The following is a 22,192-nucleotide window of genomic DNA, read 5'->3' as shown; positions in this document are numbered from 1 at the left end:
GAAAACAATTAGTCATAATTAGAGAACAACCCTAAAATTATCCTGCAAAAAACCCGTAAACATTGTATTTTAATGTCTACGGGTTTTTCTACTCTTTCTGAGTGTTTTTATAATAAGTAATTGGCACAGCTAAACCGACCTTCCCATGTTGCTCATGGTTCATAGTTGCAAAAATAACACCAATAACTTTTCCTTGCTGGTTTAATACTGGACTACCACTATTTCCGCGATAAACCGGTGCTTCTAACATCATTACTTCTTGATCCCAACTTTTCAAATTCGTGTAACCAATCATACTTCCTTGGTTAGCTATACCGTTAAAACGCAGTGGATTACCAATGAAATTAATTTTTTCCCCAACTTCAAAATCTCCATTCTCAGCTAATTCTAAGTGAGGAAGTCCACTTGCTTCTACCTGTAAAACAGCTAAATCTATCTCTGGATAGGATTCGATCACTTCTGCTGCAAATAAACCCTCTTCAGGAAAGGAAATAGAAATTTGATCTTCTTCTTCAATGACATGATAATTGGTAAGAATCATGCCATCCGAAGCAATCGAAAAACCCGTACCCTTACTGTTTCCTGCCTCCACTACAACGACTGCTTCTTTATAAGAGCTAATAGTTGGATCCGCAGACAATTTTGTTGAAGTTATTAAAAATTCAATCGCTGGTATAGAAAATGTTTGTGGCAATATTGCTACAACATTTAAAAACAATGAGCCTGCAATTAACCAAAATGCCCATTTAGGAAAAGGACGCTTCGTCTTTTTTTCTTTATCAACATCATTTTTTTCTTCTTGGCGATCTTTATCAAAAATCTCTAGTAATTCTTCTTCATCTATATCTTCATATAAGTCCTTGTCAATCACATCTGACTTTTCGTTATTATCATCCACGCCGTGTCACCCCATTATTAATACACTCTACCTATAAGTCATCTTGCTTCATACTAATTCTAACAGATTGAATATAACATAACTGTTGTGTTCGAGTTATTAATAATAATTTCGACATTTTTATTTCCTGGGAAATAGAATGATTTAGTATTACTAGCCGCTATCTTTCCAACATTTTATTTTTGTTATATCTCTTATTATAAATTGATGTATTTTCATATTATTATCTCCTTAGCTAACATTATTTTCGACAAACTATAAAAATAATTCTATCTATTCCTATTCTGTTTTCTTTTCTGAAAATCACGCATATTAAAACATATCGCTTTAGTAATCGATTTAATACAAAATCTTTGTTTTCTTTTTCAGCTATCACAAAATCACCCATTTCATCTACTATTCAATTTAGTCAACCGCCGTCTTTCCTCACCATTACATGTTGTTTTATTCCAATAAATTTAAACATTTGACCTCACTCCTTTTCATATTTTTTTAAAACTGAACAACCAGTTTTACATCCAACAACTCAAAAATTTCACAAAATATAAAAAGCACATACGTCCGAAGACGTATGTGCTTTACACAAATACATATATAATCACGGACAACTTACGTGACCACATCAATACACTTACGTATTAAAACACTTAGAGTTGACCATACAATTCACTCAAACCCTAATTTCGCTTTGGAGGTCACGTTATTTATAAAATTAGTGAAAACTGTAACTGAATAGATTTTCTGCATTTTCATTTTCGTGACCTCCTCTCGTGAATTCAATATACATATTATAAGCTTAACTATTTCTTCAGTCAATGAAAATTGCAAAAATTCACCATAATGAAAATTTTCGACATAATACTTGAAATACATAGCATATATCAACTATTATATAAGGAGCGTTAAATAAAAGGGGGCTAAACATGTTATTAGAGGAGATACTTACTTTTAACGAGAAATTTGTAGACGATAAATCGTATCAACAATACGAAACTGATGGTATTCCAAATAAAAAGGCGGTAATTCTGACTTGTATGGATACACGTCTAGTCGAATTATTACCAAAAGCACTAAACTTCAAAAATGGTGATGTTAAAATCATTAAAACTGCAGGAGCATTCCTTACACATCCATACGGCAGTGTAATGCGGAGTATTCTAATAGCTATTCACGCTTTAAAAGCGAAAGAAGTATTTGTTGTTGCGCATCATGACTGTGGTATGCTTAACCTTGATACAGGAACACTAATAGAAATAATGAAATCACAAGGCATAACAGATGAGGATATAGAAAAACTACCTGTAAACCCAACAGATTGGCTTAAAGGATTTACAAATGTTGAAGACTCAGTCAAAGCTTCTATTTCTATTATCGAGAATCATTTATTGTTACCCAAGGATACTCCTGTTCACGGATTAGTAATAGATCCGCATACTGGAAAGTTAGATTTAGTTAGCAAAGGTTACTAAGAAAATTATCCATAAATGATGGCATACATATTGCAATATGTATGCCATCATTTATAGAGTTTAAAATACAACTAGATGTGTTCTATTCCTTTTATCTTGAGTGGATAGTTTCAAACTGTTTGCTCTGCCCTATTCCTCATAATATCGAAGGCTAATAAGCAAAATGGGGATTTTCTCGCTATAACTTTGGTAAACGTCGATCATATAATAAATAAGCAGTAATATGTACAATAACGTTATACATTGCAAACAACCCCAGTAACTCTCCACCTAAGCCGAATTCGTTAGTTGTTAGTAACCAAATGGCAATCCCTAGTAAAATAATAAACCGTACAGTTCCCGAAATACCATTTAATGGTGTCCAAAGACTCCAAATTGTTTTTGTTTCCAATTCTACTTTTTGATAACAAACATAGTGATAAGGACGAATACGAAACATGTTACTTACGGTTACAAGTTGATCACGTTCTTCAATTGGTTTCTTGCAATATGGACATATAATTAATTTCATCACTTTTCTCCCTTCAACCTTTTAATTATAACAATTTTTCTATACATATTAAAAAATAAGTGCCTTTTTCTTTAAATATGTTAATCTTATTGGTTTTGAATATCCACAATCTTTTATGGTACCTGACTGTATTATGACTTTGGAGCACATACTTTTCATTAAACCATAAGGACCAAATCTAATATTGACTAAGATATAAAAACTTGTATAATGTACAGTAATTGCACACTTAAAATGTTTTCTAGGGTTCCGCAACAACGTTTATGTTGGTCTGGTCCGAGAGAAAACTCACAGCTAAGCTGTGTCACGGAAGGACAAAAGCCTGGGAGAAACTGTTTAACAGTTAACTCTTAGGCTTTTTTTATTAATAATGCTATTGGAGGTGCCTTTTAGATGAATAATGAATGGATTAAAGTATCTATTGCTGCTTTCTTTGAAATTTTTTGGGTTATTGGTTTAAAACATGCAAATACCTTTTGGACTTGGGGTGGAACAGGTGTCGCTATCTTTATCAGCTTCTATTTAATGATTATGGCTGGACGAAAACTTCCCGTAGGAACTGTATATGCAGTTTTTGTTGGTATAGGTACAGCAGGAACTGTTCTTTCTGAATTTCTATTCTTTGGAGAACCATTTAAAGCAGAAAAAGTATTCTTGATTTTACTATTATTAGCAGGTGTAATTGGTTTGAAATTAGTTACAACAGAAAAAGTTCAGGAAGGGGATGAATCCTAATGGCATGGATTTCTTTAATCTTAGCAGGTTTGTGTGAAATGTTTGGTGTTGTCATGATAAATAAGTTGCATCAAGACCGTAATTGGCAAGCATTCGCACTTTTGATTCTCGGCTTTGGAGCAAGTTTTATTCTTCTTGCTTATTCAATGAAAACACTCCCTATGGGTACAGCTTATGCTATTTGGACAGGAATTGGTGCATCTGGTGGAGCAATCTTAGGTATGGTTTTATATGGTGAATCAAAAGACTGGAAAAGACTTGTTTTTATTGGCATGGTTTTAGGAGCCGCAGTAGGTCTTAAACTCGTTTCATAAAAGAAAGTTCTGATTGTAACACGATAGAAAACTCGCAAACCAATCGTTTGCGAGTTTTTTCATCTTTTTACTATTTTGCTGTATTTTTAATGATTGAAATTACTTCATCTCTAGCTTGACGACTTTCATACTTACGCATATTCTTTTCGAAAATCGGACCTTCTTCTTTTAATTTGTGTAAAGCATTTACTAGCGTTTCTCCTGTTAATTCTTCTTCTTCTAATACATGCGCATAACCTTGTTTTTTAAAGGAGTCCGCATTTAAGATTTGATCGCCACGACTTACTTGTCGAGATAGTGGTATTAAAAGCATCGGTTTTCGTAACGCTAGAAACTCAAAAATAGCATTTGCTCCAGCCCTCGACAAAACAAAATCAGTAGCAGCAAATAAATCACTTAATTCCTCATGTACATACTCAAACTGTTTGTATCCAGATACAGTTATAGTCTGATCCACATTGTCTTTTCCACAAATATGAATAATCTCAAACTGTGAGGTTAGTGCGGTCAATTCATCTCTTACAGTCTGGTTAATTCGCTGTGCACCCGCACTCCCTCCCATAATAAGAAGAGAAGGCTTAATACCTTGAAGCCCAGCATACGCTAATCCCTTTTGCTTGCTCCCCTGGAAAAGTTCTGGTCTCACAACCGCACCAATCCATTCTGCTTTCTTATCAGGTAAATGTTGCATTGTTTCAGGAAATGTTGCTAGTATTTTTTTTGCAAAGGGCATTGCAAGTTTATTGGCCAATCCGGGTGTGATATCTGATTCATGTATCACAGCTGGAACACGTCTCAGTCGAGCTGCTATTAAAACAGGAACAGAGACAAATCCACCTTTAGAAAATATAACTTTCGGCTTCACTCTTCTTAAAATTCGATATGCTTGCTCAATACCTATCATTACCTTAAACGGATCTTTAAAGTTTTCCTTAGACATGTATCTCCGTAACTTTCCAGTTGAAATCGGATGATATGTAACACCTTCTAATTTCCCTATCAATTCGCGTTCAATTCCAGTTTTTGATCCAATATAATCAACTTTCCAACCTTGTTCTAAAAAAGTAGGAATAATTGCAATGTTTACCATAACATGACCAGCAGTTCCTCCACCAGTAAATACGATACACTTTTCACTCATTAATAAAACCCTCTCTTTATTCACAGTACTCTCTAAGAATTTTACCATAAAAGAAAGGCAAATATGTATGAAACAATTACTATTGGAAAAAAGAACGGATCATTTTTATAATTGAAACGATTCCGCAACTTTTACTAGTTCATTTTTTGTTATTTTATTAGAAACATCTTCTGTTTTAATGATCCCAGAACGATAAACTAGTTTATAAGATATACCTGATTTACTCCAATAAAGCGTTTTTGCAAAGGTATTATCAATGTATGATCCACTTATTTCTTCATCGATCATAACCGAATCACCTGTAGCAAGATTCTTAAAATCTCCCTCAACTGCTTGAAAAGTTAATAGGTCGTTCTCTTGTGAATAAAAACTAACATCTAATGCCTCTTGACTTGTACCCTTAACAACATATTGATCTGAAATGATAAAGTCCACTTGAATAGGGACGAATTCCGGTGTTTCAGGATTGAATGACAATCCATCTAAAGCTTCTTTCACTTCCGAACTTTCATACGTATAATAACCCTCAGGAATGGATACCTGTTGTTTGCAACCGATCAATGCAAAAAAACTTATCATGCACAAGATTAGATATCTTTTCATTACACTTCGTCCCTCCTTCATTTTTCTATGCACATGAAATATGCTATTTATTAGACGTGCGACACTTCCATTACGTTTCGGGTTATTTAAAAAAAATCAAACACTGGTCCATTTATTGGATAAGTGTTCGATTATAATTAGTAGCGATGTTTGTAAAAATATCCTGATCAAATGTAATTGGATCCACATAAATAACTACTGTCCGCTTCTGTTTCGCCTGAACAGATGATGCTATTTGCTGTATCTTTTCAGGGAAAAAACCTATCGAAAAAAAGTGTGGTACAAGATAAATAACGTCATAATCTGCTGCTAGCAATCGCTCCAACTCGACTTCAAAATTTGGATCATTCGAATTTAAATAAGATTCATAAACAGGCATTCCTGTTAACTTATTTTCTAATTCACGACCAAAAGATGCAAACATATCACTTGCTTCTAAATACCTACTACCATGAGAAACAAGGAGAACTGCCTCTCTTTTTTGTTCATGCATCACACGCCTATTTACTATTCTTTTTTGTGTATTTACAATAAGTTGTTCGCTGGCTCCTAACGGCTCACTTACATGGATAGCTAACTCGGGAAATTTATGCTGTGCCTTTTTTACTTCATTAGGAATATCCTCTATTACATGTACTCCAGGTAATAAAAATACCGGTACAAGAATAATTTCTGTCGCACCATGCTTCACACATTGTGTAACACCTTCAATAATTGAAGGCTCTACTTCAAGAAAAGTTGTAACCTGTATTGGAGCAGCAATGTATCGCTCCATCTCTTTCAATTCTAATTGAAATTGTTTATTCGTTTGATTATTTTTACTACCATGGCAAATATAAAGAACTGCTCTCATACAAAATTCACCTCTAGCACCATTCTAACATTCGAACTAATATTTAAACAACATTGCAACAAGTTGAAAACCTGCACCTATCGTCCAAAAAACAACATAATCTCCACGGGTTACAACGCCAGTTTCTACTGCTTCATGTAAAGCAATAAATGGACTACTAGTACCTGTGTAACCAAAACGATCTCCAACATAAATTAATTGTTTCTGCTCTAAAGTAAATTCATTTTTAATTTTTAAGATGTTAGCTAAAGAGAATTGGGATAAGCAGTAGGCCTTTATGTCCTTTGTTGTTAGATTATTTCTCTCTAATAATCTTTCTAACATCCTGTAAGTTGGTGGCATTGCTAAATCGGCGTTAAACGGAAGCCATTTAATATATTTATCCTCTACACTATTCATATTCGATAAGCCGCTACCAGGGTACATGATTTTATCACGATTAACAGAATCAGTATGGTATATAGCATCAATGAAACCACTATCTTTCTCTGTTTTCTCCAGTACTACAGCCGCAGCAGCGTCACCATAATTAGCATATGTAATCTCATCTTCTGGATTACTAATAAGCGAATTATAATCAGAGCCTACAATTAACGTTCTATTTATTCGAAAATTTGCTTTCATATAATAAGACGCTTGTTCTACAGCAACTGTCATGCCTGCACAATTAGCATTAGAGTCAAATATTATCGTCTCACTATTTGCCTCAATTGCATCATGTAAAAACATCGTATTGGTAGGAAAAGTTGTTTCTGGTACTTGCGTTGAAAATACAATCATATCGATATCTTTACCAGTGAGCTTTAGTTTATTTAATAATTTTTGAGCAACAGCTACTCCCATTGTCAAACCATTTTCTTCTGAGTTATCAATTACATATCTCTTATTTCTACCCATATGTGCTAAAAACCGCTCTATATCTTTATCTCTCTCAGCAAAATGATTAATGAAGTATTCATTATCCAGAATTTTATCCGGATGATAAACATCTACCCCTTTAATTCGGATGTTTTCCACTAACAATCCCCACCTTTATACTAACTCCATTCAAGCAGTTTTACGCAATCTCGACTACTTCACCATTTGTTAAACCTGCATTCTTAGCAATCCGTTTCAACTGCATTTTTATAACAGGGCTTTTCTTAATTGTAAAAAGAACTTTTTCAAATCCTGATTGGTTATACATTTTAAATGAATTTTCTAAACTCGGAACCATATCTTTTGTCAGTATATTCATAGTTGTACAATCTACATCTAATGTATATTGATTAGCCGTAATAGAACCTACTTTTGTTTGATAATCTTTCACAAAAAGTTCCACATCCTCAGGTTCAAATGAACCACTAACCATCATGTCTACTTTCTTATTTGTTTTATCAACCTTAATACTGTACTTTTCCATTTTAATTTTCCTCCTATTTTTATACCATGTACGCAAAAAGCCTACAAAAATATTTGTAGGCTCATAATCATTTTAATACGTGCTAAATGACTAAATGCAACCCGACCATCTTTGCTCTAAAGCTTTAGATTCGTGGCTTTGCGTCCTTATCTTTCAATAAGTTTGCCAAAGTATGTAGTTCTAATTGCTTACATATAATATCATAGTATGCATAATATTAGAAGCTACTTATTTAATAAATTAACTTTAGTTATACTATGTTTAATTGCGCATTTCTTTTTTTATTTTTTGGTATTTAACTAATTGCGTCACATACCAAGCTAATACAATTAAGGTTAATACAAATCCGATTGCCAAAGATAAATTATAATCTAATCCTAATCCTTCAGGTGCATAAAAAATATACGTTGCCGATACACCTGTCATAAAAGTTGCTGGTATCGCTGCTATCCAATGAAATTTATGACTTTCAACTAGATACATTGCAGCTGTCCAAAGCATTACTGTTGCAACAACTTGATTTGTCCAGCCCACATAACGCCATAAGAATGTATAATCAATGGTTGCTAAAAAGAAAGCAGGAATAGAAACCGGTATTGCAACAAGTAGTACTTTAATTTTATTATTCATATCAAATATATTCGTAAGCATATCCGTCAAAATCATTCGTGATGATCGTAATGCAGTATCCCCAGTAGTTATCGGAAGAATAATCACACCAAATATTGCTAAAATCCCACCAGTAACCCCTAGTAATGACGTTGAAATTTCGTTAACAACACCTGACGGCCCTCCAGCCGCTAAAGCTTCTTGTAACCCGGCAGTTCCATTAAAGAAAGTCATCCCAGCAGCAGCCCAAATCAATGCAATAACTCCCTCAGTGATCATTGCTCCGTAAAATATTCTACGTCCATCCGTTTCATTTTTCATTGTCCTAGCAATAATCGGACTTTGTGTCGAATGAAAACCAGAAATTGCCCCACACGATATTGTAACCATTAATAAAGGCCAAATCGGTAATTCTCCAGGATGTAAATTTTGCAATGTAATATTAGGGATCGGTTTTCCTGAAAACAGCAGGGCAATTCCAACAGAAGCCGCCATTATTAACAAAATTGCGCCTAGAATAGGATAGGCTCGTCCAATAACACGATTAATTGGCAATACAGTTGCTATAACAAAATAGGCAAAAATAATTACTAACGCAACAAAAAAACTTAATGGTGTAATTTGCGAAATTAATTGTGCTGGTCCAGCCGTGAATGCAGCTGCAACCAAAATCATTAATACAAGTGAAATAACATTAATAAATGACTTTATATACTTCCCTAAATATCGACCAACAAGTGTTGGAAATTGTGCCCCACCATGACGTAAGGACATCATTCCGGAAAAATAATCGTGTACTCCCCCTGCAAAGATACTGCCTAATACAATCCAGAAGAATGCTACTGGTCCGTATAAAGCACCGGCAACTGCCCCGTATATAGGACCTAATCCTGCAATATTTAATAATTGAATCAAATTCCCTTTCCACCAACTCATAGGAATGAAGTCTAAATTATCACGCTTACTATATGCAGGTGTTACTGTTTCATCGTTTACTACAAAAATCTTCTCTACGAATTTAGAATAAAAAACGTAACCAAGTATAAGTGCAAATAATGCGATTAAAAATGTCGCCATGTTCATTTCCCCCTGTTAAAATCGTAAAGTATACATATAGTAACACTTTTCGACAAAAGAAAATATAATATTCAGAAAAAATTCTCTTCTCAAAAATAGATTATCTTTATTTAAGGGATTTTTAAGAAATGAATTATATAATTGGTAACATAGGATAACATTTCACCTAAGAAAGGAACATATTATGAATAAAATTATTAGTGTCTTTTTGGCACTTTCCATCCTGTTAAATGTCTATTTCATCTTTGATAACAATACAAATGAAATTGACGCAACAGGAAGCAAGATCTCTTATTCTCTTAGTAATTTGGAAGGAGATCCAGAGCAACAATTGCTAGATATTATTAACAATTCAACAGAAAGTCTTGATATAGCTATATATAACCTTGATGATACAGCTATTGCAGAAGCTATACTTGATGCGAATCAGCGAGGTGTAGCTATTCAGATAATAACAGATCAAGAAAAATTAGCGAATGATGATAGTGAAGAAATTTTCACCTCACTCTCTGAAGCTGGTATACCGATAAAAATAAATACAAAAACAAAAATGCATTTAAAATTAACAATTTCAGATCAAACAACAGTAGTGGCTGGTTCATTTAATTACACAGACAATTCAAGTGAAGAAAACCAGGAGCTCCTTTTCGCTATTGAGCATACTGAATTAGCAACAGAATGGAATGATTTATTCCTCACTTTATGGGAAAGTAGTGATTACACAGCTTGGACACCTTAAGAAATAGATATTAAAAAAAGGTGAATCAATACTTCATTCCGATAGGCAGTATAAATCGCTTAAAATTTAACACATAAAAATGCTTGGAAATTCCAAGCATTTTTCATAGTGTTTATTTATTATTAAACCTAAATATTTATTTATATTCTTCAGCCAAAAGCCCATAAATAACGTGGTCCACATAATGGTCATATAGCCACTCTGCTTGTCTTAATTTACCTTCTTCTTTAAAGCAAAAACGTTCAGGAAGTACTCTACTTTTGTTGTTTTCAGTAGCGACATTCACCTCAATTTTATTAAGTCCAAGGTCGTTAAACCCATAATCAATTATAGTCTTAAAAGCTCTCGACATAACACCCACACCTTGAAACTTCACACCTAACCAATTTTATTTCTCTTATCAATGTCATTAAATCCTATTGTTCCTGCAATGACTCCTTTATAGATAATGGCGAAAGATTTTGGGTATCCACCATTTTCAGCAAACGCTTTTAATCTCGCTTTTATATTTTGAGTACTATCTTCTAAACTTTTAATGTTATCCAGCCAACCAAGCCATTCTCGTAAATATTCTTTTGAATTAATGGTTAATTTATAGAATTCTTCAGCGTCATCTTCATTGAGCATTCTCAATGAAACTTCTTCATCAATCTTATGTATTAACATTCTCGGCTCTCCCTTGGTATATATAATCTTCTTTACATTTATTTTATCATAAATATTCCAATACCTTTCAAAGAGTCAGTTTGCATAAACATAATTTTTTCCCATCCATAAATATAAAAGACCAAATCAAAGTACAATTTGGTCATAAATAGTTCATCCACGAAAATTAAACTACTCACACTTATCCTCAACCATTTTTCATTATGCATATACTTCCTTTTTATCATTCTTAAAGAAGTGCTGCATGGCGTAATAAACATCTTCTTTTTTTCGTATGATAAAATGATCTAGATTTGGCTGATCAAATTCTTTAAAGACTTGCATTAATGTAGAATGACGCTGATATTGATTCACTTCGGCATAACCGAATAAACTTGCATATGATAACAGTTCTTTTACCAAAGCTACACATCGTCTATTGTCTGAGGTAAGGTTATCACCATCAGATAAATGAAAAGGATAAATATTATAACGAGCAGGATCATAGTTTGATTCAATCAATTCTAATGCTTTTTTATAAGCTGAAGAGCAAATAGTCCCTCCACTTTCGCCTCTAGAAAAGAAAGCTTCTTCATCTACTACTTTTGCCTCCGTATGATGGGCTATAAATTCAATATCGACTGTTTCATAGTTAGTTCGAAGAAAGCGAGTCATCCAAAAAAAGAAGCTACGCGCCACATACTTCTCAAATTGTCCCATGCTTCCACTCGTATCCATCATTGCTAAAACAACAGCTTTCGATTGTGGTTTTTCAATTTCATTCCACGTTTTAAAACGTAAATCATCAGGGTAAATCGGATGAAACACAGCACTACCTTGCCTTGCATTTCGTTTGTAGGCCTCTAATAAAGTACGTTTCTTATCAATATTACCTTCTAGTCCCTTTTTTCGTATATCATTAAAGGTAATATCAGATACTACGATATTATCTTTCTCTTTTTCCTGTAAATTAGGTAACTCTAGTTGACTAAAGAAAGCCTCTTGTAATTCTTCCATAGATATTTCAGCTTCATAGTAATCCGTTCCAGGTTTATCGCCGGCTCCTTCGCCTTTTCCATCACCCTGTTTAGGTTTACCACCCTTTGCGACAGTGTCACCAACCTTACTTTTACCATCTCCTTGCCCTGCTTGCTTATTTTTTTCCTGACTGTAGCGGATTTTATATTCATCTAACGAACGAATTGGAATTCGAATAATATTTTTGCCTCTAGACATAATAATACTTTCTTCACTTACGAGGTCGGGGAGCTTCTGCTTTAGAACATCTTTAATCTTATCTTGATGACGCTTTTGATCATCATATCCTTTGCGATGAAGTGACCAGTCATCTTCTGAAATCAAGAAACTTTTAGACATGTGTAAATCCCCTCCTTTTTGTGTATTTACTTATTATATGCAGTATTTAATGTTTTGATTAATATTTAGAAAAATCAATTAATTTAACTTAAAAACAACGAGTCACATTTACTGTGACTCGTTGTTTAGCTTTCTAATAAAAGATCATATGGTGTTTCAAGTAATTGTTTTAGATATTTCAAAAATTGGACAGCGTCTTTCCCATCAACTATTCGATGGTCATATGATAGAGCAACGTACATCATTGGTTGAACTACAATAGTATCGTCTTCTAGTACAACTGGTCTTTTCTGGATAGTATGCATCCCTAGAATTCCAACCTGAGGTGTATTTAAAATAGGTGTTGAAAATAATGACCCAAATACACCACCATTTGTAATCGTAAACGTTCCGCCCTGTAAATCACTCAACTCTAACTTCCTTGCCTTCGCTTTCTCACCTAATCGACCTATTTCCGCTTCGATTTGAGCAAATCCAAGTTCATCCGCCGCGCGAAGTACTGGTACAACTAAACCATCATTCGTAGAAACTGCGATCCCAATATCATAAAACTTCTTCAGTAGAATTTCATCATCTTGTAACTCTGCATTTAACACGGGGAACTCCTTGAGCGCCATAACAACGGCCTTCGTAAAAAACGACATAAAACCCAGCTTAACACCATGTTTTTTAAAGAATGTATCCTTTCGTTTCGTGCGTATCTCCATCACTACTGATAGGTCAATTTCATTAAACGTAGTCAGCATTGCTGCTTCTTGTTGTGCTTCCACTAATCGTTTAGCAATCGTTCGACGACGCGGACTCATTTTAATTCTTTCAATCTGTTTTGCACGCTCATTTTTCGTATTATTTGTTACTTGTTTTTCCTCTTGTACAAAATCAATTGTTGGTGCTTTGTTTTCTACTTTTTCGTTAATTAATTCTTTCTGTTTGGCAAATGCTTCTACATCACTAGACTGAATTCTAGTGAGGGGAACTTGTCCATTTAATTCTTTCAGATCAATAGCTAACTGTCGCGCTTTTTTCCTAGCTGAAGGTGTTGCAACAATGTAATCCACAGCCTTTTTTAATTCACCTGTATGAATCGTACGCCCTTGAACTGTTGGTTGTGTATCAACTTTTTCTGCTTTACCCGAGGATAATTCGTGCTTATCATCAATAATTGCTACTATATCACCGACATTTACTTCTTCTTCTACTTGCTTCCGAATTGATTTTATGACACCACTCGTATTTGCAGGTATTTCCACATTAATTTTATCTGTTTCTATTTCTAAAACAGGGTCGCCTTTTTTTACGATAGCACCTGTTTCTACAAACCACTCTACAACCGTTCCACCTGTAATAGATTCAGCTAACTCCGGAATTTTTAATTCGATCATCAGGACATCCTCCCCATTTTCCAAACGATAGATTATTTTACGAAATATGCAGGCTTCTTAAAAGCACTTGTTCTGTCTTCAAGAGCAGTTTCAATAAGATGCTTTTGTTCGTTTTTATGAATAGACAAATCACCTACAGCAGGGGCAGATCTTTTGCATCGACCAACAAAACGCAGTCTAACCGCCTTTGGTAATAACTGATATAATCTATCCTTCACAAAATTCCATGCTCCCATATTTTCTGGTTCTTCCTGAATCCAAATCACTTCCTCTAACCCTTCACAAGCAGCAAAAATAACATCTATTTCATGCTTTGGAAATGGATAGATTTGCTCTAGTCGAATGACATGTAGCCATTCTGTGTTGTCTAATTTGGCTAACGCCTCATTTAAATCAACCATAACTTTTCCACTACCGATTATAATACGTTTAACCTTACAATAATCTTCTGCTTCTTTACTGGTTGACATACACGTTTCAAATCTTCCTTCTGATAATAAATCTATGTTTGAAACAACTGCAGCGTGTCGCAACAAACTTTTCGGTGTCATCACAATAAGTGGACGAGCTGCGTCACTATCTACGAGTGCAGCTTGCCTACGTAATAAATGAAAGTATTGTGCACTTGTTGTGACATTTGCAATAATCCAATTGTTCTCTGCAGCTGAGGTTAAAAACCGTTCCAGTCGAGCACTTGAATGTTCGGGTCCCTGTCCTTCATAACCATGAGGTAATAAAAATACCATATTTGATTTTTCTCCCCATTTCGCTCGACCCGCTGAAATAAATTGGTCGAACATAACTTGACCAACATTTGCAAAATCGCCAAACTGCGCTTCCCATATAACAAGTGTTTTCGGCGCTTCCACACTATAGCCGTATTCAAACCCCAATACAGCTACTTCTGATAAAGGACTATTATGGATAGAAAATGATGCAGTTGCATTATCTAAACCGTGCAACGGGCAATACTGTTCACCGGAATTTATATCATGTAACATGAGATGACGGTGCGCAAATGTACCACGTTCTGTATCTTGACCTGTCAAACGGATTGGAATACCATCTGCCAAAATCGTCGCATATGCCAAAACTTCTGCGCTAGCCCAATCAACTGTTTGATTCGAATCAAAGGCTCGTGCTCTCTTTTTCAATATTGTTTCCAACTTTTTAAACGTAGTGAAACCTTCTGGACGATCTAGTAACTTTTTATTTAATTTGTTCAGTAACTGAAATGGCACAGCAGTATTAATTTGATCCAAGCCATTAGCTAGTGCTGTTGGAGCAGCCTTTGGTTCGTGTTCATCATTATTATTTTCTTTCATATTTTCATAAATCGCTTGCAATTCATTCCAAACTTTCTTTTTCATAGAATGGAAAGTATCTGTATCTATAACTGCTTCTTTAATCAACTTCTCAGCATAAAGTGCTGTAACTGTTGGATGCTGATCAATCTCTTGATAAAGTGCCGGTTGTGTCGCTCTAGGCTCATCCATTTCATTGTGACCGTAGCGCCGATAACCGACAAGATCAATCAAGAAATCTTTATGAAATTTCTTACGGTAAGCATATGCTAATTTCATTGCTGAAAGACACGCTTCTGGGTCATCCGCATTAACATGAACAATTGGAATCTCAAAACCCTTTGCTAAGTCACTCGCATAACGCGTTGATCTACTCTGATGATGATTTGTTGTAAAACCAATCTGGTTATTAGCAATTAAGTGAATCGTTCCACCTGTTTGATAACCAGGTAAGGCACTTAAATTAAGTGTTTCAGCAACTACACCTTGCCCAATAAATGCAGCATCACCATGTACTAAAATACTAAATGCTTTATCTTGGTCTTGTTCTGGATATCCCGATTGAAAACGGTAATCTTGACAAGCACGTGTAAAACCTTCCACTACAGGATTTACAAATTCCAAATGTGACGGATTATGTGCTAGAGTGATTCGAGTCGGAGACGGTTTCTCCTTACCAATATCACGCTTTGCGCCAAAATGATATTTCACATCTCCAGTCCAACCATATGTTATAGAATGCGTATTAGAAATTGGAAGCAATGCTTTATTCTGTGCGTGATGAAACTCAGAGAATAATAAATCGAATGGTTTCCCTAAAATATGTGTTAATACACTTAATCGTCCACGATGCGCCATCCCAATCATGACATTTTCTGTCTCGTCATATAAAGATTGTTGGACAAGTAAATTTAGCATCGGAACCATAACATCTAAACCTTCAATTGAGAATCTCTTTTGCGCAACAAATGTTTTTCCAAGGAAATTTTCGAATCCTTCAACTTCGATCAAATGCGTTAATAAGTTTCTTTTCTTACTTTCTGTAAAACGAACCAGATAATCCCCAAACTCAATTTGTTCTTGTAACCATTTTCGTTCCTCATGTTGATTCACGTGGTCATATTCAAAAGATATTGTATCAGAATAACAACCTTTTAACATGTCAATAATGTCATGCGCTGTCTCGAGCTCAGCGGTAGGTTTTTCCCAAATCATTGTTGCTGGGATTGCCATTAAGTCTTGTTCCGATAATCCATAACTCTCAGGTAAAATTAATGTCGAATGACGATTTTTCTTTCTGCCTACAGGATAAATCTTAGCTGCAAGATGTCCATATCGTCGTATTGCTTCAACGAGTTTTATGGTCGCAGTTACCTTTTTTAGCATATCAAACGATATATCGTTACTGTTTTTTTGATTTATAGATTGTTCAGCCCAGTTAGGGGCACCATATTGTTCAAACATGTCACGAAAGGATACAGGAACACTAGCAGCGTTTTGGATAAACATGCGATATTGTTCTTCCATGTAGCTTCTGTTAGCAGCATGAATGTTGCGCCAGAATCGTTCCTTTGATTCTCTTTGCGTCATAAAATCCCTCCATGTCTTCAGAGTAACTCTTATTTCTTAATATAACCTATTCTTTTCAAGGAAACAATGTGCTATTCACCCAAATTAATGCTGTTTTTTTTAAAGAACTCAACTTTCTCAATTTAAAAATAAGCATTAATCGTTGGTTATGTTGCGTTGGATTATATCTGTTCTATTACGTGACATTCTTTAAAAAGGTCTGCTTTCTAAAAAATTGTTGTCAATGACATAATTAACATGGACTCTTTCGTAACTGCCATGTTGATTTCCGCTTCAGGCAGTCGCTTTCCGCGGGCAAGTCTTCAGCTAACTTCGTAAAGCAAATGTTTACGGTGGGCCGAGTAATCGCAGGCCCAAAAAGCACTTTCCGAAGTGGATCTTCAGATCTTGCTTTTCCCGCAGGACTTTGAATTTACTTCCTGAACCAACACCGCACGAAGAAAATTGAACTATATTTTCGAGGATCGACTGCCCTACGCTACAATCAATATAATGTGAACAACTATTGTGATAAGCACAATAAAACTTTATGACAAGCAGATAACGTATTACTTTTAAAGTCTATCCAGCGAAGGTAGCAAATGGTTGAGACTCCTGTGGGAACAGCACAAACCGAAGATCCTCTATAGAAGCGTTCTTTGCTTCTATAGATAGCTGAGGTTGTGCCCACGGAAAGCGAGACCATTTGCTACCGTAGCGTGTCTAAAGTTGTAAGACACACAACAGAGTTTCTCTCAAGTGCGTCAGTTGAAATGCAGTTGATTTCGAAGGATGTGTGAGGTTAACTTCTATTTTGGATTGCGAGACTTCCTTGTTATACCTAGACTTAAGTGTCTGTTTTACACTTCAAAATTTGAGTTAAGAATAAAAAAAATCCCCCAAATGGAGGATTAACGATTTAACAGACTTCCAACATAACGCAACAAATCATTAGCAGATGTTGAATTATATCCATATTCATCAATCAATGTGGCAACAACTTCGTTCATTTTTTTCAATTGTTGCTCATCTGGTGTTTTCGATGATGTTGTAATTTTCACGACGTCTTTTAGATCTGCAAATAGTTTTTTCTGAATCGCTTCACGTAAGCGCTCATGTGATTGATAATCAAATTTTTTCCCTTTTCTCGCATAAGCTGAAATACGAATTAGGATCTCCTCACGAAATGCTTTTTTTGCATTTTCAGAGATACCAATCTGTTCTTCTATTGATCGCATTAGCTTTTCATCTGGTTGCATTTCTTCACCAGTCAATGGATCTTCAAGTTTTGATTTATTACAAAAGGCTTCCACGTTATCTAAATAGTTATCCATAAGCGTCTTAGCTGATTCTTCGTATGAATATACAAATGCTTTTTGTACCTCTTTTTTCGCTAACTCATCATATTCTTTACGTGCAACGGAAATAAAGTTTAAATAACTTTCCCTTTGTTCTTTCGAAATAGATGCATGTGCGTCTAAACCGTCTTTTAAAGAACGCAACACATCTAGGGCGTTGATTGCATGTATCTCTTTTTTTATAATAGTAGATGAAATACGATTAATTACATACCGTGGATCAATTCCACTCATTCCTTCATCATTAAATTCCTTCTTTAACTCTGGTACATCTGAATCACTAAACCCTTCAACAGTTTGACCATCATATAGATACATCTTTTTAAGTAAACTAACGCTACCTTTTACTGACTCCTTTAAACGCGTTAGGATAGTAAACATCGCTGCAATCTTCAAAGTATGTGGTGCTATATGCACTTCTTTAATATCACTTTCTTCAATCATTTTCTGATAAATTTGTTCTTCCTTACTCATTTTTAAATTATATGGGATTGGCATTACGATCATCCGAGAGTGTAATGCTTCATTTTTTTTATTAGAAATAAAAGAGCGATACTCTGATTCATTCGTATGCGCAACAATCAGTTCATCAGCGGAAATTAATGCGAACCTTCCCGCTTTAAAGTTTCCTTCTTGTGTTAAAGATAATAAGTGCCACAGAAATTTTTCATCTGACTTCAACATCTCTTGAAACTCCATCATGCCTCTGTTTGCTTTATTTAATTCCCCATCAAACCGGTAAGCACGCGGATCAGACTCTGAACCATACTCTGCTATTGTAGAGAAGTCGATTGAACCAGTTAAATCTGCAATATCTTGTGATTTAGGATCTGATGGACTAAACGTACCGATACCTGTACGTTTATCTTCTGAAAAGAAGATTCGTTCTACTAAAACATCCTCAATCCGACCTTCATACTCTTCTTCTAAACGCATCACATTAAGTGGTGATAAATTACCTTCTATTTTAATCCCATAATCTTGTTCAAATTCAGTGCGAAGGTGATGTGGAAGCAAATGCAGCGGATCTTCATGCATTGGACAACCTTTGATAGCATAAACCGCGCCTTTATCTGTAAAGGTGTATGCTTCTAGCCCTCTTTTTAACAAGGTAACTAACGTTGATTTACCACCACTAACAGGACCCATCAATAATAGTATCCGCTTTTTCACATCAAGTCGTTTTGCTGCTGGATGAAAGTATTCTTCAATTAACCGTTCTAATGATTCTTCTAAACCAAAAATTTGATCTTTAAAAAAATTATATTGTTTGTGTCCATCTATTTCTTCTATTCCCTGATCCTTAATCATTTGATATACCCGCGAATGTGCAGATTGAGCCAAATATGGTCGTTCCTTTAGCAGTTCTAAATAATCTTTCAACGTGCCTTCCCATCTTAATTTTTCCTGTTCTTCGCGATATTCCTTTACCCTACGCAATATGTCCATCCATATGCCTCCCTAAGTATCCCTTTCACTAGATACTCCTATTCTATGTCATGTACCTAAAGAAAATGAATGTTTACTAGCATAAAATAAGCACGATTCATTAGTCTTTCACCAATGAATCGTGCTTATTATTTTAATGCATATTTGGAAAACCTTGCTGTTTTAAAACGTCATAGACAATTATCGCAGCGGTATTAGAGAGGTTCAGTGAACGAACCTTGTCATTTTGCGCCATATGAATTCGTAGACAACGATCTTCTTTTCCTACTAACAAAGCCTTTGGTATACCATCTGTTTCTCTACCAAATACAAAGAAAAGCTCTTTTTCTGTGTCACTAAAATCAAAATCACTATAATACTTTTCACCGAAATTCTCGATATAATAAAATTCACTTACTGGAAACTTCTGATACAATTCTTCTATTGAATCATGATACATAATCTTAACATCTTGCCAGTAATCAAGCCCAGCACGACGAAGCATTTTATCATCCGTTGAAAATCCTAATGGATGGATAAGATGTAATGTTGCATTTGTTGCTAAACAAGTCCGTGCAATATTTCCGGTATTCGCAGGGATCTCTGGTTGATATAATACGACATGTAAGCCCATTTTTTTCACCTCTAGAACAATAATAACTAGCTTATTATAGCATAAAAAGCCTTTAATCTTCACCTATACGAAAAAACTTATAGTTGCATTCTGGTGTCCATGCATATGAATCTTGATAATCCCAATAACGATGCCTACTGTTGTTTGTATGGGCATTTACTAAAGGCATACCATTTTCATCTTTACTAACAACAATCGTGTTATGATCCCATTTCCCATCACCTTCAAAGTCATAGCAAATGACATCGCCTGGAAGTAGTTGATTTGCCTCTTCCATGGTTTTTCCTTTTAAGCCATGCGACGAGCCACTTAAATACCACCGAAGTGAGTGGGCAACCGCCCAGCTGTAGCTCCAATTTTCATTTTGATACCACCAACCGTTGGAACGATTAGCGTACCCTCTCATCGGTGCACCACCAGCATGCAAGCATTGGGAAACATAATTGGTACAATCTACATCGAATTTTTTATATGCTGGATTATAATCGTTCCACCACCGTTCAGCATATTGAACAGCTGCACGACGATCATAAGAAAACCGTTTTTCTCCTACTTTTAACAACGGTTCTTCTGCAACTGACTGAACTACTTCCAATGATGGATCCAATTCTACACTTATTGGTTTATCTTCTACTAACGTGCCTTTATAGAAGGAACAGTGATGTTCACATTGTTCCTCTTCTTGATAAAAATTTGCTTCTTGTTTTATTAATAACGTGACACTTAGCAAATAGTCAATTTGTACTTCTTTTTGATTTATTGCTCTACTTCTAATAATTTTCCCTTGCCCAAACACATGTGGAACTTTGTTACCTCTTTGTTCATGTAACTTTTTCTTTGATGCGATCCAATTATCAGCTACTGAAGTACGATCTACAGCCAATTGTTCTTGCCAATAGTGTTGCAGTTTTTTTGTCCATGGCATTTATATCAACTCCTCTACACTATTTATATGAACTTAGTGAGAAGAGCATGAACTTCAGGCTTACACATTCATTTTTGTTTGCTCAAATCTTAAACCTTTTTCCATTTCTTCTAAAACTTCTTCATCCGCTTCGGTTGATCGCGCGGAACGAATGGCATCATAACCCGATGGTACACCAATTTTCCCAATTGCCCATGCGGCAGTTCCACGAATTACTGGTCGTGGATCTTCTTTCATTAAACGTATTAGCTCATCTACTGCCGATTCATCTTTATAATGTGCTAATGCAATAATAGCATTACGCTGAATTGGCTTTTTCCCTCTCCAACTCCCTGCCATTGAACCAAATTTCTCTTTGAATTCACGATTTGACATCGATAGCAACGGTAGTAATTTAGGCTTAACAAGCTCCGGATCAGGCTCTAGTTCAGGATGTAAATGGGTATCCACTTGCTTGTTTTTTGGACAAACTAACTGACATGTATCAAAACCATATAGTTGATTGCCCATCAAGTCCCGATATTTATCAGGCAAGAATCCCTTCGTTTGTGTAACAAAAGCAATACAATTTTGTGCATTTAACCTTCCCGGTGCAACTAGTGCGCCAGTTGGACAGGCATCCAAACATTTTGTGCATGCACCACAGCTATCATCTACTGGTTGATCAGGAGGAAATGGAATATTAGTTATCATCTCGCCTAGATAGACATAAGAACCGAATTCAGGGGTAATAATCATTGAATTTTTTCCACTAAAACCAATACCTGCTCGCTCTGCCACAGCTCTATCTGATAACTCACCTGTATCTACCATTGATCGAAATTGAAATCCCGTTATTTTTGTCGCCATAAATGCACTCAATTTATCTAATTTTTCATTTAGAACTGTATGATAATCTGCACCCCATGAAGCACGACAAAAGTTACCACGACGATCCCCTTTTTTACTTTTAGGCGGGTTCTTTAATCGGGACGGATAGGCCACTGCAATCGCTACTATTGATTGCGCATTAGCTAATAAAAGTTCTGGCTCTGTACGTTCTTCTATCGTTCCCTTTTCAAAACCAGACTGATAGCCATCTTCTTGCTGTAGTTTCAAACGGGATTTCATTTCCGAAAATTCATTCGCAGCAGCAAATCCTATCTTATCAATACCTATTTCCTTACTATAAGCAATGATTTCTGCTTTTAATTGTTCATAAGCCATATGTTTACCTCCT

General features: G+C 35.3%; 21 protein-coding genes and 2 riboswitches. Of the genes, 4 read left to right on the top strand and 17 right to left on the bottom strand.

Going from position 1 to position 22,192, the window contains the following annotated elements; translation table 11 throughout:
* Positions 1-88: 88 nt before the first annotated feature.
* The gene (locus D2K60_RS19480) at positions 89-898 is read right to left on the bottom strand and encodes a S1C family serine protease (protein WP_117170776.1); all 810 of its coding nucleotides are present in this window, start codon (positions 896-898) and stop codon (positions 89-91) included.
* Positions 899-1,821: 923 nt separating this feature from the next.
* Between D2K60_RS19480 and D2K60_RS19475 the strand changes: the two genes are divergently transcribed.
* A complete protein-coding gene (locus tag D2K60_RS19475) occupies positions 1,822-2,367 on the top strand; it encodes a beta-class carbonic anhydrase (protein ID WP_117170775.1) in 546 nt (181 codons plus the stop codon).
* A gap of 178 nt (positions 2,368-2,545) precedes the next feature.
* Here the strand turns inward: D2K60_RS19475 and D2K60_RS19470 are convergent, their stop codons facing one another.
* Positions 2,546-2,878 carry a hypothetical protein gene (locus D2K60_RS19470; RefSeq protein WP_117170774.1) on the bottom strand — a complete coding sequence of 111 codons (333 nt, stop codon included), beginning with the start codon at positions 2,876-2,878 and terminating at the stop codon, positions 2,546-2,548.
* Between the two features lie 230 nt (positions 2,879-3,108).
* Positions 3,109-3,209: riboswitch (guanidine-I (ykkC/yxkD leader) on the top strand.
* A 62-nt stretch (positions 3,210-3,271) separates the two neighbouring features.
* Between D2K60_RS19470 and D2K60_RS19465 the strand changes: the two genes are divergently transcribed.
* Together D2K60_RS19465 and D2K60_RS19460 are read left to right on the top strand one after the other, a co-directional pair.
* A complete protein-coding gene (locus D2K60_RS19465) occupies positions 3,272-3,613 on the top strand; it encodes a DMT family transporter (protein WP_117170773.1) in 342 nt (113 codons plus the stop codon).
* On the top strand, positions 3,613-3,927 hold the full coding sequence (locus D2K60_RS19460) for a DMT family transporter (protein ID WP_117170772.1): 315 nt from the start codon (positions 3,613-3,615) through the stop codon (positions 3,925-3,927). Before D2K60_RS19465 ends, D2K60_RS19460 begins: the two co-directional genes overlap by 1 nt.
* A gap of 70 nt (positions 3,928-3,997) precedes the next feature.
* Here D2K60_RS19460 and D2K60_RS19455 read toward each other — a convergent pair whose 3' ends face one another.
* The 6 genes from D2K60_RS19455 to D2K60_RS19430 form a co-directional block, all read right to left on the bottom strand.
* Complete coding sequence (locus D2K60_RS19455; RefSeq protein WP_117170771.1) at positions 3,998-5,068, bottom strand: undecaprenyldiphospho-muramoylpentapeptide beta-N-acetylglucosaminyltransferase; 1,071 nt, start codon at positions 5,066-5,068, stop codon at positions 3,998-4,000.
* 105 nt (positions 5,069-5,173) lie between these two features.
* Positions 5,174-5,671 (bottom strand): hypothetical protein, encoded by a 498-nt coding sequence (locus D2K60_RS19450; protein ID WP_117170770.1) that lies wholly within the window; start codon positions 5,669-5,671, stop codon positions 5,174-5,176.
* 112 nt (positions 5,672-5,783) lie between these two features.
* The gene (locus tag D2K60_RS19445) at positions 5,784-6,524 is read right to left on the bottom strand and encodes a sirohydrochlorin chelatase (RefSeq protein WP_117170769.1); all 741 of its coding nucleotides are present in this window, start codon (positions 6,522-6,524) and stop codon (positions 5,784-5,786) included.
* A 36-nt stretch (positions 6,525-6,560) separates the two neighbouring features.
* Positions 6,561-7,541 (bottom strand): ketoacyl-ACP synthase III, encoded by a 981-nt coding sequence (locus D2K60_RS19440; RefSeq protein ID WP_117170768.1) that lies wholly within the window; start codon positions 7,539-7,541, stop codon positions 6,561-6,563.
* 40 nt (positions 7,542-7,581) lie between these two features.
* A complete protein-coding gene (locus D2K60_RS19435; protein ID WP_117170767.1) occupies positions 7,582-7,926 on the bottom strand; it encodes a hypothetical protein in 345 nt (114 codons plus the stop codon).
* A 92-nt stretch (positions 7,927-8,018) separates the two neighbouring features.
* A riboswitch (cyclic di-GMP riboswitch) is annotated at positions 8,019-8,103 on the bottom strand.
* Positions 8,104-8,187: 84 nt separating this feature from the next.
* The gene (locus D2K60_RS19430) at positions 8,188-9,612 is read right to left on the bottom strand and encodes a carbon starvation CstA family protein (RefSeq protein ID WP_117170766.1); all 1,425 of its coding nucleotides are present in this window, start codon (positions 9,610-9,612) and stop codon (positions 8,188-8,190) included.
* A 184-nt stretch (positions 9,613-9,796) separates the two neighbouring features.
* Here D2K60_RS19430 and D2K60_RS19425 point away from each other — a divergent pair, with 184 nt between their 5' ends.
* Positions 9,797-10,351, top strand: a complete 555-nt coding sequence (locus D2K60_RS19425) for a phospholipase D-like domain-containing protein (protein ID WP_117170765.1) — start codon at positions 9,797-9,799, stop codon at positions 10,349-10,351.
* A 136-nt stretch (positions 10,352-10,487) separates the two neighbouring features.
* Here D2K60_RS19425 and D2K60_RS21235 read toward each other — a convergent pair whose 3' ends face one another.
* The 9 genes from D2K60_RS21235 to queG form a co-directional block, all read right to left on the bottom strand.
* On the bottom strand, positions 10,488-10,703 hold the full coding sequence (locus D2K60_RS21235) for a GNAT family N-acetyltransferase (RefSeq protein WP_338048384.1): 216 nt from the start codon (positions 10,701-10,703) through the stop codon (positions 10,488-10,490).
* A 26-nt stretch (positions 10,704-10,729) separates the two neighbouring features.
* The gene (locus tag D2K60_RS21230; RefSeq protein ID WP_338048383.1) at positions 10,730-11,017 is read right to left on the bottom strand and encodes a GNAT family N-acetyltransferase; all 288 of its coding nucleotides are present in this window, start codon (positions 11,015-11,017) and stop codon (positions 10,730-10,732) included.
* 201 nt (positions 11,018-11,218) lie between these two features.
* A complete protein-coding gene (yhbH, locus tag D2K60_RS19415) occupies positions 11,219-12,373 on the bottom strand; it encodes a sporulation protein YhbH (protein ID WP_117170764.1) in 1,155 nt (384 codons plus the stop codon).
* A 125-nt stretch (positions 12,374-12,498) separates the two neighbouring features.
* Positions 12,499-13,755, bottom strand: a complete 1,257-nt coding sequence (gene odhB / locus D2K60_RS19410) for a 2-oxoglutarate dehydrogenase complex dihydrolipoyllysine-residue succinyltransferase (RefSeq protein WP_117170763.1) — start codon at positions 13,753-13,755, stop codon at positions 12,499-12,501.
* A 32-nt stretch (positions 13,756-13,787) separates the two neighbouring features.
* A complete protein-coding gene (locus D2K60_RS19405) occupies positions 13,788-16,649 on the bottom strand; it encodes a 2-oxoglutarate dehydrogenase E1 component (RefSeq protein ID WP_117170762.1) in 2,862 nt (953 codons plus the stop codon).
* Positions 16,650-17,539: 890 nt separating this feature from the next.
* Positions 17,540-19,435, bottom strand: a complete 1,896-nt coding sequence (locus D2K60_RS19400; RefSeq protein ID WP_117170761.1) for a PrkA family serine protein kinase — start codon at positions 19,433-19,435, stop codon at positions 17,540-17,542.
* A gap of 133 nt (positions 19,436-19,568) precedes the next feature.
* A complete protein-coding gene (locus D2K60_RS19395; protein ID WP_117170760.1) occupies positions 19,569-20,048 on the bottom strand; it encodes a tRNA (cytidine(34)-2'-O)-methyltransferase in 480 nt (159 codons plus the stop codon).
* Positions 20,049-20,100: 52 nt separating this feature from the next.
* Positions 20,101-20,973, bottom strand: a complete 873-nt coding sequence (locus D2K60_RS19390; protein WP_117170759.1) for an amidase domain-containing protein — start codon at positions 20,971-20,973, stop codon at positions 20,101-20,103.
* A gap of 60 nt (positions 20,974-21,033) precedes the next feature.
* Positions 21,034-22,179: a tRNA epoxyqueuosine(34) reductase QueG gene (gene queG, locus D2K60_RS19385; RefSeq protein ID WP_117170758.1), complete on the bottom strand. Its 1,146-nt coding sequence runs from the start codon at positions 22,177-22,179 to the stop codon at positions 21,034-21,036.
* Positions 22,180-22,192 lie beyond the last annotated feature (13 nt).

This window comes from Paraliobacillus sediminis (assembly GCF_003426055.1).
This window is presented reverse-complemented; position numbering and strand designations above follow the sequence as displayed.

Bases quoted from the DNA above. Each gene is read 5' to 3' on its own strand.
- queG (WP_117170758.1), bottom strand. From the start codon at position 22,179: ATGGCTTATGAACAATTAAAAGCAGAAATCATTGCTTATAGTAAGGAA.
- D2K60_RS19460 (WP_117170772.1), top strand. From the start codon at position 3,613: ATGGCATGGATTTCTTTAATCTTAGCAGGTTTGTGTGAAATGTTTGGT.
- D2K60_RS19475 (WP_117170775.1), top strand. From the start codon at position 1,822: ATGTTATTAGAGGAGATACTTACTTTTAACGAGAAATTTGTAGACGAT.
- D2K60_RS21230 (WP_338048383.1), bottom strand. From the start codon at position 11,017: ATGTTAATACATAAGATTGATGAAGAAGTTTCATTGAGAATGCTCAAT.
- D2K60_RS19450 (WP_117170770.1), bottom strand. From the start codon at position 5,671: ATGAAAAGATATCTAATCTTGTGCATGATAAGTTTTTTTGCATTGATC.
- odhB (WP_117170763.1), bottom strand. From the start codon at position 13,755: ATGATCGAATTAAAAATTCCGGAGTTAGCTGAATCTATTACAGGTGGA.
- D2K60_RS19465 (WP_117170773.1), top strand. From the start codon at position 3,272: ATGAATAATGAATGGATTAAAGTATCTATTGCTGCTTTCTTTGAAATT.
- D2K60_RS19470 (WP_117170774.1), bottom strand. From the start codon at position 2,878: ATGAAATTAATTATATGTCCATATTGCAAGAAACCAATTGAAGAACGT.
- D2K60_RS19390 (WP_117170759.1), bottom strand. From the start codon at position 20,973: ATGCCATGGACAAAAAAACTGCAACACTATTGGCAAGAACAATTGGCT.
- D2K60_RS19425 (WP_117170765.1), top strand. From the start codon at position 9,797: ATGAATAAAATTATTAGTGTCTTTTTGGCACTTTCCATCCTGTTAAAT.
- D2K60_RS19400 (WP_117170761.1), bottom strand. From the start codon at position 19,435: ATGGACATATTGCGTAGGGTAAAGGAATATCGCGAAGAACAGGAAAAA.
- D2K60_RS19455 (WP_117170771.1), bottom strand. From the start codon at position 5,068: ATGAGTGAAAAGTGTATCGTATTTACTGGTGGAGGAACTGCTGGTCAT.
- D2K60_RS21235 (WP_338048384.1), bottom strand. From the start codon at position 10,703: ATGTCGAGAGCTTTTAAGACTATAATTGATTATGGGTTTAACGACCTT.
- yhbH (WP_117170764.1), bottom strand. From the start codon at position 12,373: ATGTCTAAAAGTTTCTTGATTTCAGAAGATGACTGGTCACTTCATCGC.
- D2K60_RS19435 (WP_117170767.1), bottom strand. From the start codon at position 7,926: ATGGAAAAGTACAGTATTAAGGTTGATAAAACAAATAAGAAAGTAGAC.
- D2K60_RS19430 (WP_117170766.1), bottom strand. From the start codon at position 9,612: ATGGCGACATTTTTAATCGCATTATTTGCACTTATACTTGGTTACGTT.
- D2K60_RS19405 (WP_117170762.1), bottom strand. From the start codon at position 16,649: ATGACGCAAAGAGAATCAAAGGAACGATTCTGGCGCAACATTCATGCT.
- D2K60_RS19395 (WP_117170760.1), bottom strand. From the start codon at position 20,048: ATGGGCTTACATGTCGTATTATATCAACCAGAGATCCCTGCGAATACC.
- D2K60_RS19445 (WP_117170769.1), bottom strand. From the start codon at position 6,524: ATGAGAGCAGTTCTTTATATTTGCCATGGTAGTAAAAATAATCAAACG.